Source organism: Barnesiella sp. CU968 (genome assembly GCF_905219685.1).
GTDB lineage: Bacteria > Bacteroidota > Bacteroidia > Bacteroidales > Muribaculaceae > Lepagella > Lepagella muris_A.
The window spans coordinates 1-14,129 of record NZ_CAJMXD010000034.1; the positions used below are offsets into that span (position 1 = coordinate 1).

Here is a 14,129-nt window from a genome sequence, read left to right on the forward strand (position 1 = left end):
TCAGGGACTTTTACAAATTTAATCGACTGAAAATTAAGTGTTTAACAGCATAAATTTAATTTTTGTCATCTACTAAACTTTTTGATATTTCTTGTAGAAAGGAAGCACTTTGTCCCAAATAATATTGGAAGGCAATATTTCTTGCTCAAATAACATTGAAAAAATGGATGTTATTTGACGTTGCTTTTCATCTATACGATACGATATAGTAATATTCGGGTCGTAGATGTTAAGAAATTGATATGTACCATCATCATTCTTGCTTACAACAACAGCAATGTATAAATTAGAATACTTGGAGTTAAGGAGTCCCTGTCCATTAAATTTTACTGATATGGGTTTCTTATCATAAATACCTTTTACCAAGATATTAAGATAATGTAACTCATCGTCAGATAAATTTTCAATATCAAATTCATCCGATACTCCAAGAAGAGTCAGAGTTTCCTGAACTTTAGTCCAATGCGCTAAATTGGTTCTGCTATCCGAAAAGAACGAATCCATTGGATTAAGCTCAGGTAAATCTTGATGTAGTTCACCAAACGAAATCTCCTTATGCTCGCCTAAAGATAACACAAATCGAAGTCCTTGTAGATACTTGGAGAGTAGTCGGGGTTTGACATTTATTTGGAAATGACCTTTAGCAGGTGAGCCATCTTCAGTTGTTGTCTTATAGGGACGAATGACCGTAAGAATATCGTCAACAGTAAAATGGATACCGTCTGTGTCATACAGTATTTCAAATGAATCATAGTAGGTTTCGTTGTGTACAGAGACCGGTTTCCTTATAACATCAGAATAATGTAAAGATACTGGTCCAGTAGATGGATAGAACTTTTGATTATCTGATGTTTTAATTAAAAAGTCGATAGGATGTGTGGCAAGATATGGTAGACTTGTTATCTCACCTTCAAAAGCCGGAGCAAGGACTGCATTCATTTTAGCCGGCATATCATTGACATCCATTATAGGGTTGTTTCGCTGAATATGAATGCGAAAAAACTCTTTGAGAACTTCTTGATAATCAGACGGCATTTTTCTTAATTCAATAGTTCTCGATGAATTTCCTTTGGCAGCTTCGATAGCCCTTTTAAGTTCGAGTTTATTGAGAAAGGCACAATATATTTGTTCCTTGTCATCTGAAATCAGCACCTTATAATAGACAAGGCCTCCGTCTTCCAAATAGTTCCTCAAATCCGTAAGCTGTACAGAATGAGTTGTACGGTTAGGGAATTTACCACCATTATGATACGAGGATTTAATTTGAACAGGTATCTGACAATTAAAGGTCTCGTTAGAAAATTCGTCACGCTTTTTATAAATAAAAAGTTGACCATCCCATAATGGAGTTTTATCTTGCTCGCTTGTATGCGGAACAACATATCCGTTCCGGCTGAAGTAGGTATTAACTGCCGAAACACTAATGGATTCAAGTCTATTATTATCCATTGAGACCTCCTTTCAGCTTTTTTATTTCAGAATAGAGTTCGCGTTGACGGCGAGGTTGAGAGGTGGATCGCATTTGGCGTTCCAACGATTCAATCTGACGCATGAGCCTCGTGCGTTCCTCGTCAACGCGGATTTGTTCGGTGAGAGAGTTGCCCTCGGCAACATCCAATCCACCGATAAAAGCAACGATATTCTGCCAAACGACATCAAGGTTTAAGCCCGATAGCGATAGTTTGGTATCATCAACCGACTGCCACGGTGCGGTAAAGAGCTTCGTGTGATACACCGCAAGCTGCACCTTATCTTCATGACATAGAGCAAAGATTATGCGATGCGGAATGAGTTTAGAGATAAGGATAATGTTTTTGGTGTCGTAGTCAGAGCGTTTCAGCTCCACATCGACCACAAAAACAGCCTTTACCTCCGTGCCCTCGGCAATACCCGGCAAAGATTGCGGCGCAATGAAGTTAACTATTTCCATACGGGCGATGTCCGCGTCGAAAACGTCGCGCTGTGCCTGTTTCAGCTCAAACTTTTTATAAAGTTGAGCCTTAGGCATCGGGCAGTTTACTTCTGTTGATTGCGGTAGTCCGAACATATGTTATAGATATTAGTTATTAGAGATTAGATTTTAGTTTTGTTGACATTGTCTTTGCTATTGCTGTGAGCAATTTGATAAGTTCAGTACAGTCCGCATCAATTGAATCATATTGAGATTTAGTCAGATAATCGGTTTTGAATAGCAATTCAAGCCAATATTTCGTTTCAGCGCATTCTTTTAACGAGATATAAACTTTAGATAGGAAATCTTTTTCAGATATTCCATAAATGGCCTATGATAGATTAGCTCCAATGGAAGTACCACTTCTTAGCATCTGCTTTGACAGCACAAACTCCTTTTTTTCAGTATTAAGGTACTGATAGAGTTTCACAACTCGAATTGCGAAATTCTTGCTTTTATCCAATGTCACACTATCTCGTGCCATAATCTAATCTCTAATATCTAATATCTAATATCTATCATCTAATAACTAAAAAACAGATTAGTTCAAAATCATCGAGACCACGGACTTCGTTGCCGAAAAGTGCGTTGGGGTCTCCCTCAAAGAAAGAGAAAAGGTCGCTTTGCTCTTTGACCTTGACAATCGAGGCGATGGCATCGCCAAGAAGCCGGGAATAAGTACCCATGCGCTGACCGTCGCGAGTTTCACCGTTGAACTTGCGACACAATTCCATGATAGGCTCTGACTTACCTTTGCAGAGCATACGCAAGCGGTCGAGCAGGTCTTTGGGTTCAAGGTGGTTGATGTAGATATTAGATTGTAGATTATAGGTATTAGATTTTGCAATCGCCCCACTACTATCTAATATCTCCTCACTTTTCACTACATAAACCATATAGAACGGATGCAGTCTGTTCTTGCGGTCTATATTCACGGAATTGTTTCGGTTTTTTAAGACGAACACGACCCCCGGAGGGGTGTCGGCAGTCGCCTGTACAATAGCGTGGAGACCGTGCGGCGTATGCTCGATGTCATGCCCCTGGTTGATATATTCGAGCAAGTCGAGCCTAAATTCGTTTAAGCCCAAGTCCATGATTGACACGCCGGAGTTCATTTCTTCGAGGTCAACGACCTCCGACTGGAGGCGTTCAAGCTGCTTGCGGCGATATTCAAGGTCTCCCTTTTCCTCGTTTGAAAGAGGGTTATCATCGCCTGTGGCGGTCATAACCGACACTTTCATACGCGCTTCAACGCGACCTTTGAGATTGATATAATCGTCAAGGTCCATATTCGGCCAGTAATTGACAAGCTGAATACGCTCGTTGCGCGAGCCTATGCGGTCAATACGTCCGAAGCGTTGAATTATTCGTACCGGATTCCAATGTATATCATAGTTGATGAGATAGTCGCAGTCCTGGAGGTTCTGCCCCTCGGAAATACAGTCTGTGGCAATCAACACATCTATTTCTTCCGTTATCTCCGGATAGAGCGTCTTTCGTTCTTTGGAAACCGGTGAGAAGAGCGTCAACACCTTGTTGAAGTCGGGGGCCGTTTCCCTCCCTCGATTTCTTGTGCGCAATGTGGTTTTAGCTTCGATGTCACCTGTAACGAGCGCGGTGTGGAGTCCATGCCGTTCAAGAATTGCCGGAGCAAGGTGCTCATATAGATATTGTGCTGTATCAGAGAAAGCAGTGAATATTATTACCTTTTTATTTTCTCCGTTTATCGGATGTACGAACTTATTCCAAAGGTCGGCTATAAGCTGTTGCAGTTTGGAGTCATGCTCGGGAGTGATGTCTGCAAGCATGAAAAGAAGCAGACGCAGCGAATCAAGGTCTTGCTGCAGATAGTCTCGCCACTGGATATAATCCATGTCGCGCAAGTCAATCTTGGTTTTCTTGCCTCCGATGAAAACACTGTCGTTCTGTTCGTCGAAGTCCAGTCCTCCCTCAAAGTCAAAATCGTCTACCTGCGCATCTTGCGAATGGATATTGTCGATGGCATTAACTGTTTCGGAGATCAGTTTTTCAATCCTCGACAATGTGAGACGGAACGAATTGACGGAACTTTCCAGACGCTTTAGGAGATTGATACTCATCAGGCGGCGTATTCCCCGCTCACGACCTGCGCGTGATAGGTTGGAAAAAGTATCACCATCGCCTTTTGAATACTTGTCCCTCATACTCGGAAGAATAAAGTCCGAAGGGGTATATATCGCAAGGTTCAGCTCACTGACGGTCTGGAAAATATCGTTGTAGTTGATTGCCGTATTCAAGTCGGTCAAATCGGGCCGGCGGGATATAGGAGCCAACCGTTCAGGAAATGTTCCGATGTCTGAGGTATCATAATATTGCTCGATATGCTTTCTTGAACGTGCTATGGTCACACTGTCGAGCACCTCGAAGAAATCAAAACTCAAAGAATCGAGCAATGCCTTGGTGGTCCGCTCATTGTCGGGCAATGCTGACCATTTATTGAACGCGCCCTGAGCCTGACGGAAAATGTCATCGATAGTCGATGTTGTGTTGAGCAATGAATTGATCACATCGGCCTCACCCTCGTATGCAAGTGCGAGCTGGTTCTTCAAGTCGTTGAAACGATTATTGACCGGAGTGGCGGAAAGCATCAGAACCTTGGTCTTTACCCCGGATCTGATAACACGGTTCAACAACTGAAGATAACGGTTCTCGCGAGGATTCTCATCATTCTCGTCTGTGGTAATCTTGCCGCCGTTGCGGAAGTTATGGCTCTCGTCAATGACTACAAGATCGAAATTGCCCCAGCTTATCCGGTCAAGATCATAGCCGTTTGACATTCCACCTCTACGGGAAAGGTCTGAATGGTATAGGACGTGGTAGTTGAAACGGTCTGCAACCAGCGGATTGTTCTCATACGGACTCTTGAACGTGTTCCAGTTGTCATAAAGTTTCTTGGGACATAGTACAAGAATACTCTTGTTGCGCGACTGGTAGTACTTTATCACCGACAGTGCGGTGAATGTCTTGCCAAGACCGACGGAATCGGCAAGAATGCAGCCGTTGTACTTTTCCAGTTTGTTTATGATGGCGAGAGCCGCATCTTTCTGGAAATTATAAAGCTTGTTCCATATGACAGACTGCTTGAATCCTGTCGCCTCGTTGGGAAGCACATCCTCGGAAATGTCTTCAAGGAACTCATTGAAGATATTGTAAAGCGTCACGAAGTAGATAAACTCCGGAGCATTCTCTTTATAGGCATTTGTGATATTGTCAAGCACCTGTTCAGTCACGGTCTGCATCTGCGCCGAATCGTTCCAGATCTGATTGAATATCTGGAGAAACTGCTGAGAAAGCGGTGCTTCCATTTTAGTGATTGCCGTCGCGAGGGCATTTCCGCGCTCAGTGCCAAGCTCAACACAAGTAAAGCCGTCGGCACCGGTATATACAGTATCGTCGATTACGGTCATGAGTGGAATGCCTGCATGGGTTCTGTTGGACTTGAAACAAACTTTGCGGCGAATCCACTCGGCGCATTCTTTGGCGACGGCTTTAAGCGACAGCTCATTTCTGAGCTTGATTTCAAACTCAGAGCCATATAAGTCGCGTTCTCGGTTGAGACGTGGTATGTAGAACTCCCTTTTCTGTTTATCAGCACGTTCGGTAACAAACGAGGGTGAAGTGAAGATGAAGCGCAGCTCGGAAATATCCGATAGCTGCTCCTTCAATTCCTGGAAAGCATATATGGAAAAGCATGACGCGGCTATGGCCACCTTGGAGTCGGAGCGCAAGGTGACAATCATATCGTCTTTCAGCGTCTTGTCTATGTTGTTTATAATTTCCATATATAAAACAGAGAACCCCAGCGTAGCATCTGAAGGCTGACCAAAGCCCGTAATGACCACAAGGATATTCTCAAAGTTTGCGGTTCTCGCCAGATGCCTTTGTCAGTAGTTATTCCTTGCCGAGGCAAAGCGACTGTGAGTCGATGAGGTCATTTTCAGATATATTCGTTCTTCAAATGCAAAATTAACAAAAATTTCGGAGATAAGCGGTGCCATAAGCCTTAAAAATCGTGCGTAAAGGCTTATTTCTGAAATCACTACTAAACATCTCCTCCATCTTTGAGAGCTTGCGNAAGCCAGCATGGAAGAACCAGTAACATGATTATAATTGCCATATCGAAGTAAATTTGATAATTTGATGATCTATGATTTATTGTTTGACCGCAAAATTAGCAGTCAAGGGTGCAGGATTCTTGCACTCCAATGTTAATTAATGCTAATTGATTGCACTTAATTCATGCAAATGTCAATTTCTATCATTTCTCCATAAGACTGTGCCAGGTCATGGATGGCTTCATCGTTGAGCATCCAGATTTCATTGTCGCCGTAGGAGTCTTTGAGGTCGTACATGAGGTTGAGTAGAGCGACATCGCGGTTGGGTGCGGTCAGATTGCTTTCCTCGATATACATCACTTGGACAAGCCATTTGTCCGGGATGATGCGTAGATAGCATTCGGCAACATCAGGGTCGATGTCTATGCGTTCCTGCACAGCCTCACAAATCGCCAGCTCCAAAGCCCTTGAAGTCGACAAACGGAGATTCGGAAATCAAAGGCTTCACAATCACAGCCTCCTTCGAGAAGTCGATGTTGTCATATACAAAATCTTTCGACGGATTGAGATATGCGGAATATCCTTCCTGTTTCAGGGTATGAAAGACTGACTCCATGGCATCGCGGTCCACTTCCACATATATTACATTATTTGAGGAAATATGATGCTGGAAATCAGCAAAGACCTGGCCGTCAAGTACGCTGATAGAGACAAATGGAAACTTGCGGGCGATAATTTTGCCGACTTTCACAGCTTTGGTCCTCAGGCGTGGCGTGTATTCCGATGTATGCACCTTGTGAGCCGTATATATGCCTCGGCCAAGTTTGAAAATAATGTTGTCTTTACCATTTCCCGGAGATACCAGGATAGCGTGACCTTTGAAATCTCAAAAAGTCCGTTGAGATACGACAACAGTTCGGCGAACCGGAAGCTGTCCCGATTCTCGGCAAACGTGAGTATGGCTGTGCGCGTCTCTGTCATTGGAGTCTTTGTATATCAAATGCAAAATTAACTAAATAACGGCAAATCATTTGAAGATTTGCCGTTATTTAGTGTGCATGGATGTTTTGTACATTGTTGTCAACCATGTTTCTCTGTATTAAGCCAGATATGACTATCAAAGATCAATGCCATTTTCTTTGAGGATACGCATAATCGTAAGTTTGTCTGACTGCGGATTCCTGACAATCTTCTTGGTCGATCCAAAAGCGGTGTATGGAATAACCACTACATTAATTCCATGTTTGGGCAACACCTCCTGTCTTAGCTGGTCATATTTCTGTCGCTGCTCGCCACGCGAAACGCCGCTTACCGTTTGTTTCTTATCAAAGAACGGTGTGGATTCGGTATGCTGCGATTCATGATATTCTATCACGAGTTTTAGAAACGAGTAATAAGCGTCCACCGGAAGAGTCTTCCCGCTGTCGCCCCTAAGGAAGTCGAACCGATGCTGACGGCTTGCAGTCTGCCCCAGAATTTCATCGCAGAGGTCGATAACATAGTGCTCATCGGAATTGCTTCTCGACCCATGTTTGTCCGCAGGGATGATTTCGGAAGCCATAGCTCCATCGGATAGTGGTTTCGATTGGTCGGACAAGACATCAGCCTGATTGTAGGCGGAGGAATCTGATTGCCCTTGTTCATAAAGTTTCAGCGTTCCTTTCTCGAACAACAGACGGAGATTTTCAACCGTGTAAGACATACCCGGGGCGACTTCGGACCAATACAGTCCAATGTTACGAAGTTTGTTCCTTATTCCTTTTTGTTTTGAAGAATCAGCCATTTCAAGCTGACGTACAAGCGAGATAATCCGTGTAAGTTCCTCGCCAGTAAATGATGTTTTTGAATTGCGTGTTGCCATATCGTTATCTTATATTGTTTTCTTTGTATTGTTTGTAGGGGTCTACATAGGTGTCAGGGTCATAAGTGGCTTCTTTCCAGTGCTGAGATGGCTGCGTATATTTGTATGGCAAGTCATTCTGCCCCCAATCGATACAGTAGCCATAAACCATGAAGATAATCCATCCTATTAGGATGTTTCTATGATTCTTCAAAATTGATTTCTTTTCCACCGGCCAGCCTACTGGATCCGATGCCATAAACGCTGCGTCATATTTCCGGCAGAACCAGTGTGCGAATATGAAATATACCGGTGCCAGCAATGGTATCAGGACAAGATATAGCCATACCATCCAGCCCCAACAACGGCCAAGGAGTGTCAAAAATGGTGTGACATCCGTACTTGAACCTCTGTAATTTCCATTTGCATCATGATAGACCCTTGTGTTGGGATATATCGCATCATGTATCAAATCTCGCATACTTCTCATAACTCATTTCTCTTTAAGGCGTTTCTGTATATTTCATTTATCCGCTTAAGTAGTGACAGCGGGCGAATTACCGTCAATGAAGTGCTTCTCGCCAGCAATGCCATTACAAAGTCGTTGGTAATACGGATATGCAGTCGTATTCGGAACTCTTCATCGTTATCCACAAGAATTTCCTGAGAACTATGCAACGGCATGGTCTTGATGAATTTGCCGTCAAGAGGAGAATACGACAGTTCCACCTCTTCAATCGGAATATTTGGGTCATCCCATATTCCATAGCTATGCCGGAATAAATTGTCAGGATCTATTGAGTCATCGCGTTTGAAGCATTCATCCAAAATGAGGATATTACTTATACGGTCGATGGCATACAGTCTTAGATTGTTGTTTTCATCGAGGGCAAGAAGATACCATAAGCCAAGGGACTCTTTAAGAAAATGGGGCTTGACAGTCTTTGATATAACCTTATCGTCTTTCCTTACCAGCCTATAATCGAATTTTAATACCGAGCAATCTTTTATCGCCTTGATCAAAATTGGAATACTGTCGTTCCCTTTCGGTCGATGATGCTCAGGAATTATAAATCCGGCGGTCTGAGATTCTTGATTAAGAGAAGTGAGCAAATCAAAGTTTGTCAGAAGCTCCTCGTATCTCACATCATTATCTATCGGTCTCTCTGCTATGTAATAGCCATGTCCCCGATAGTTTTTTATTTCTAACTCGAACATTGACAAGATGTCCTTCATATCCCTCTGTAATGTACGTTGGCTGATACCGATTTCATATCCCCGAATTTCCATCTGGAGATTCAGGTATGAAATCAAGCTGTCAACCGGCACATATTTTTCCGGACCGGACAGTTTGTGGATGATGAGTATATAGCGGATTAACCGCCCCATGTTCTGATTCATAACGCAAAATTACAACACGAAAACGTCAATTCATGTCGTTTTCGTAAAAACTTGAAATTTTTCCTGATTAAACTGCTTTGGGCTTCCGGGTCGGAGAGGTTTTTCGGTGCGAAGTTATTGCGGACGGGAGCAACGAGCAGTGTAAATATTGGCGCGAAACCGTAGGCGAAGATTCCGCTATAAGTTGGTCGTCAAATCTGAGCATCCTTAAAAATAAACTAGAATTCAATATCGGATATTGGCGATATGTCCAACGTTATGTCGGTTGGCAGGAAGATGTCAACCGGATGAAGATTGCAATAAATCTCATGGAAATAGCAAAAACGGACTGGCCCGATATAAAAGGTAAACACATAAACTTATGGACAGCCGATAGATACACATTCGAACAGGATCATGGCGGTGACTTACATGAGTTATATCTCGGAAAGTTATATCGCCATAAGGCTTTCCATATTCTATGGAGATGGCTTGACCACAACATGGAAAAATGGAGGGATTGATAAAATTTTTAATCCTGTATCGCACTTTGATACATCATCATTCTACCTTTGTATCGAACAATCGCTTTAGCGCTTTGCCAAAGCAAAGAAACAATAAAAACATCAAAAGATATGGAACCTATTACAAGTAATGATTTCCTTAACTCAGTTCTTGAAACTGAGGCATGGAAAGAAGTCTCTCAAAGCGGGAGCCTCAGCATGACAATGATCGAGAAGTTTGCCGACAAACTTGACTGGGAAGAGGTCAGTGGCAACAGGAATATCATCTGGACGGTCGAGGGCATAAACAAGTTTGCCAACAAAATCCATTGGGATGAATTTTCCCGTTCATGCCCGGAAAACCTTCTCTCGGAGTTAACGCTTCAAAAGTTTGCATCCAAGTGGGATTGGAAGGCACTCTCCAACCGTGACGACATCTACAACAACTGGCGTCTGCTCGAAAAGTTTGCCGACAAGGTAAACTGGGGTGAAGTCATCACCAACTGGAATATAGAGAAGCCGCTTGAGTTCTTCTCACGTTTCCAACAGTACATACCCATGTCCAAACTTCAGGACTCCCGTCTGTGGAATGCAATGGTCGAAGCTCGCGCCAAGCATCTGATCCAAGAAGCCATCGGCATAGAATNAAAAACTCGGGTACGCAAATAGACTGCGTAGCAGCACAGTAATTTTGCGCCCGGATTTCAGAAGTCATTTGGCTATTTGCTGAAAATCAAGTAACATTGCGGTGGATAACTTTGCCTTCGGCATCGCGCACCGGCTAAAGCCGACATGCGCTAAGTTTCCACTCGCGATTAAGTAATTGCACTCGCTTTCGAGCGCATACTAAACCGAAAACAATTGAAAATCGACGAGTTTCCATAAAACTCAATAAATGACGAGTCAATGCAGACAGCGCAACTCAACATATCGTCCACAATGCTTCGCCGTAGCTATCGCAGGTTCGACAGCAGTCTCTATTGCATCAGTTATAGAGTCTATCGAAGTGTGCCCGGTGGATTGCTCCGACGATATACCAATGCGGTCTGTATGAGTTGACATAACGTAACAACAGACAATCAGGATAAAACAGTCGGGAGGTCCATAACACTTTCCGACTTTTTTTTGTGCCCTGTTATGGCTTATCCTATTGTCACGGCACGGCACCCAAAAACAATTCAATCATGAACAAAGAAGACTATTATCGCAGCCATGCCAGTAAACAAAAATGCACTACTAAGATACAAAACCATAGACCGGTGTCTGAGAAACAGATACAGGCGGTGGACTCTGGATGATCTCGTCGAGGCTTGTTCCGATGCCTTGAATGAAATGGAAGGAATAACGAGGGTGTTTCAGTAAGAACCGTTCAAGCCGACATACAAGTGATGCGGTCTGATAAACTCGGCTACGAAGCACCGATTGAGGTTTACGAAGGAAAGTTCTACAGATACGCTGATGAGGACTACTCTATATCAAACTCACCGTTGGATTCAAAAATGTGTGACCTCATTTCCGACGCTATCGACAAGTTGAGACAATTTGAAACAGTCATGCCTGCCCATGAACTCGGCGATGTCTTATCAAAGGTAAAACATAAGCTTGAACTTCTGCTTGAAGACGCATAAAAAGAAGGCTTTGACATAACCGATACACGGCATATTGTCAAAGCCTTTATTCATTTCGGTACTTCCGGCAAGACTCGAACTTGCGACCCTCACGTTCGTAGCGTGACGCTCTAATCCACTGAGCTACGGAAGCATATATTTGTTGGGGCGGTAGGACTCGACTCGACGCAGTGCCGAGAGCAGAGCCAAGCTCGCTTGAGCTATGCCGAGGCACAAGGAGATGGGCGAAGCCAACCTACGATGTCCGAAGACGGGATATTTTTTCGCCATACGGCTCAAGGAGCTCCAGTCTCCTGCAATAGCCGCTATGCGACACCCCAGTATTTGCGGAAGCAGAAAGATTGGCTCAGATTGAGTTTATTTTTAGCGGTCTTCGCCGATTTGCAATTCGACTTCGGAGCCTTTTGGGAGGCTCGGCCCCTTAGCGGAGGGCTGGTTTCTTTCTCCGAAAGCGGCAAGCCGATAACGACCGCTCACCCATACTTCCTTTTGTTTGACACTGCAAAGTTAGATAGCCCGAATGCAGCCTATCTGCGTAGCCGGAAAAAACTTTCAAAATTTTTTTCTTACGATAAAAGACCATTGTTTTGGAGGCCTCAAAAACTATTAGTAAATTCGCAATAGAATAAAACCACATCATGGCAGACAACAATATAGACTTAAAATCAATTCGCCAGTTGCTGGGAATGAACTTCTTTGTGCCAAGTTACCAAAGAGGTTATCGGTGGACTACGCAACAGGTAAATGAACTCCTTGAGGATATTAAGGATTTTTGCTATTCACCTAACAGTTTCTATTGCCTTCAGCCCATTGTGGTTAGAGAGATGTCAGGTGATGAAATAAACGAGCACCAATTGAAAGCAGAAAACGACTGCAAATGGTATGAGGTTATAGATGGTCAACAGAGGCTGACCACGATTCTGCTGATATTAAATGCCTATAAGGATGCCTTGTATTCCAACGATCTTCCTACTGAATTCTATAGATTGACTTATGAACGAGAAAGAAACTCGAAAAATAAGTTACTTGATGGGCTTGAGACATTGAATGAGGTTGATGCATCAAGTATTGATAGGCTGCATGTAAGTGAGGCTATGACCTATATAAGAAAGTGGAGAGAAGAAAAGCACATTTCTGCGGGTAATCTCTGCAATGCATTCCTCGATGTAAAGCCAGACCCCAATGACCCCAAAAACGACCTGGCTAATAATGTGAGAGTAATATGGTATGAATCTGCCGAGAAGGATCCAGTTGCGGTTTTTACCAGACTTAACATAGGGAAAATATCACTTACCAATGCTGAACTTGTGAAGGCTTTGATACTCAACAGATCAAACTTCAAAGAAAATAAGGATAGTGACGTGCTGCGTCTTAGACAGCAGGAAATTGCGAGTGAATGGGATGCTATAGAAACTACTTTACAGGACAATACCTTTTGGATGTTCCTGCATGATGAAAATTATGACCGTCCCACGCGCATAGATTTTATATTTGACCTGATAAGACAGGAAAATTCCCTACAGTTGGAAGCGCAAGAATTGGCTCAGATTGGGACAGACCAATATCAGACTTTTCGTTACTTTTATGCATATTTTAAGAATAAGGGGAGAGTCGACATAGAAATCTGCTGGGGAAAAATAAAACAATATTTCCAAGCCTTTTGCGAATGGTATGATGACGCAGAACTATACCACTATATTGGATTTCTGTTGGTATATGCTACTCCTTCTCTGAATAAATTGATAAAGGAATGGCAGAACTGCGCAAATAAATTGGCGTTCAGAAAATATTTGAAAGCTCAAATCAAATCTATAATTAGCAAATGTCCGCCGTCGGATTTTGATTACAATCTAGATGGGTCTGACAAAGGAAAATGTAAGCCAATATTGTTGTTCCATAATATTCAGACAGCAGTCAATCTTAATAAAAACAATGAGACAAAGACCGTTGACATGGCATATCGTTTCCCGTTTGATGCCTTCAATACGGAGAAATGGGATGTGGAGCATATTAATTCCAATACCACAAATCCGGAAGAGGACGAGTCAACGCGTCGAGAATGGATACTCAATGTCTATATGAGCTTGTCTGAAGAACTTCAAAAGGTCGTCAATGTATATTTTGATATTCTTAAGCCGACCGAAGAGCAAACTAAGGAAACTTTTGAAAAAGTAAAAGACTATATTCCTGAACTGAACAAATGGACACAACAGGAAAAGAACCGTTTGTGGAATTATGTTTTGCTTGACTCACGTACCAACCGCAGTTACGGGAATGCCATTTTCTCAGCCAAGAGAAGAATCATTATCGGGAAAGATTCCGGGAAAACGGTGGCAGTGCCCCAACTGAAAAGAGACGGTTCTATTGAATTAAAGAAGCCTTTAAAGGGTGAGTCTTGTTTTGTACCACCAGTTACGAGACAGGTGTTCTTGAAATATTTTTCTCCCACAGTAGGCAATAATAACTATTGGGATCGCCTGATTGACGCACCTGCTTATTTGGAAGATATAATAAGATGTATTAAACAGTTAGATGATTAAATACGATGGCCAACGATAAGATTGCTTTCTGGAAATACCTGCTTGACAACAGGGTTATGATTCCAATATTGCAAAGGGATTATGCTCAAGGTCGCCCTGACAAAGGTCCCCTGCGCAAGAATTTTCTAGCATCATTGACGCAGGCAATGGATGACAATCTCTTGGATGGTAGGCACATGATTCTTGATTTTAT

At 42.9% G+C, this 14,129-nt stretch carries 14 protein-coding genes, 1 tRNA gene and 1 pseudogene; 4 read left to right on the plus strand and 12 right to left on the minus strand.

Annotated features, from left to right (window positions below):
* Positions 1-72: 72 nt before the first annotated feature.
* The 10 genes and pseudogenes from JX312_RS02680 to JX312_RS02725 form a co-directional block, all read right to left on the minus strand.
* The gene (locus JX312_RS02680; RefSeq protein ID WP_204456946.1) at positions 73-1,449 is read right to left on the minus strand and encodes a hypothetical protein; all 1,377 of its coding nucleotides are present in this window, start codon (positions 1,447-1,449) and stop codon (positions 73-75) included.
* Positions 1,442-2,047 carry a DUF4391 domain-containing protein gene (locus JX312_RS02685; RefSeq protein WP_204456947.1) on the minus strand — a complete coding sequence of 202 codons (606 nt, stop codon included), beginning with the start codon at positions 2,045-2,047 and terminating at the stop codon, positions 1,442-1,444. Before JX312_RS02685 ends, JX312_RS02680 begins: the two co-directional genes overlap by 8 nt.
* Positions 2,048-2,066: 19 nt before the next feature.
* Positions 2,067-2,435: pseudogene (locus JX312_RS02690) on the minus strand (four helix bundle protein).
* A 34-nt stretch (positions 2,436-2,469) separates the two neighbouring features.
* On the minus strand, positions 2,470-5,772 hold the full coding sequence (locus tag JX312_RS02695) for a helicase-related protein (RefSeq protein WP_204456949.1): 3,303 nt from the start codon (positions 5,770-5,772) through the stop codon (positions 2,470-2,472).
* A 450-nt stretch (positions 5,773-6,222) separates the two neighbouring features.
* On the minus strand, positions 6,223-6,507 hold the full coding sequence (locus JX312_RS02700; RefSeq protein WP_204456951.1) for a hypothetical protein: 285 nt from the start codon (positions 6,505-6,507) through the stop codon (positions 6,223-6,225).
* Complete coding sequence (locus JX312_RS02705) at positions 6,488-6,838, minus strand: DUF6577 family protein (RefSeq protein ID WP_369809666.1); 351 nt, start codon at positions 6,836-6,838, stop codon at positions 6,488-6,490. The genes JX312_RS02700 and JX312_RS02705 overlap by 20 nt, the downstream gene beginning before the upstream one ends.
* On the minus strand, positions 6,808-7,026 hold the full coding sequence (locus tag JX312_RS02710) for a hypothetical protein (RefSeq protein WP_204456954.1): 219 nt from the start codon (positions 7,024-7,026) through the stop codon (positions 6,808-6,810). Before JX312_RS02710 ends, JX312_RS02705 begins: the two co-directional genes overlap by 31 nt.
* 136 nt (positions 7,027-7,162) lie before the next feature.
* A complete protein-coding gene (locus tag JX312_RS14045; protein WP_239653777.1) occupies positions 7,163-7,906 on the minus strand; it encodes a hypothetical protein in 744 nt (247 codons plus the stop codon).
* Between the two features lie 4 nt (positions 7,907-7,910).
* Positions 7,911-8,375, minus strand: coding sequence for a hypothetical protein (locus JX312_RS02720; RefSeq protein ID WP_204456955.1), 465 nt, complete (start codon positions 8,373-8,375; stop codon positions 7,911-7,913).
* On the minus strand, positions 8,372-9,274 hold the full coding sequence (locus tag JX312_RS02725) for a YafY family protein (RefSeq protein WP_239653778.1): 903 nt from the start codon (positions 9,272-9,274) through the stop codon (positions 8,372-8,374). The genes JX312_RS02720 and JX312_RS02725 overlap by 4 nt, the downstream gene beginning before the upstream one ends.
* Positions 9,275-9,573: 299 nt before the next feature.
* Between JX312_RS02725 and JX312_RS02730 the strand changes: the two genes are divergently transcribed.
* On the plus strand, positions 9,574-9,789 hold the full coding sequence (locus JX312_RS02730) for a hypothetical protein (protein WP_204456959.1): 216 nt from the start codon (positions 9,574-9,576) through the stop codon (positions 9,787-9,789).
* 882 nt (positions 9,790-10,671) lie between these two features.
* On the opposite strand, the gene JX312_RS02735 is transcribed toward JX312_RS02730, so the two are convergent.
* Entirely contained in the window at positions 10,672-10,830 is a 159-nt protein-coding gene (locus JX312_RS02735) for a hypothetical protein (protein WP_204456961.1), read from the minus strand.
* A gap of 326 nt (positions 10,831-11,156) precedes the next feature.
* Here JX312_RS02735 and JX312_RS14050 point away from each other — a divergent pair, with 326 nt between their 5' ends.
* Entirely contained in the window at positions 11,157-11,396 is a 240-nt protein-coding gene (locus JX312_RS14050; RefSeq protein ID WP_239653779.1) for a hypothetical protein, read from the plus strand.
* Positions 11,397-11,455: 59 nt separating this feature from the next.
* Here JX312_RS14050 and JX312_RS02745 read toward each other — a convergent pair.
* Positions 11,456-11,529: transfer RNA gene (locus tag JX312_RS02745), tRNA-Arg, on the minus strand.
* Between the two features lie 505 nt (positions 11,530-12,034).
* Between JX312_RS02745 and JX312_RS02750 the strand changes: the two genes are divergently transcribed.
* Together JX312_RS02750 and JX312_RS02755 are read left to right on the plus strand one after the other, a co-directional pair.
* Positions 12,035-13,936, plus strand: a complete 1,902-nt coding sequence (locus JX312_RS02750) for a DUF262 domain-containing protein (RefSeq protein ID WP_204456963.1) — start codon at positions 12,035-12,037, stop codon at positions 13,934-13,936.
* Positions 13,937-13,941: 5 nt separating this feature from the next.
* Positions 13,942-14,129: hypothetical protein (locus JX312_RS02755; RefSeq protein WP_204456965.1), on the plus strand; the 188-nt coding region annotated here is incomplete at its 3' end.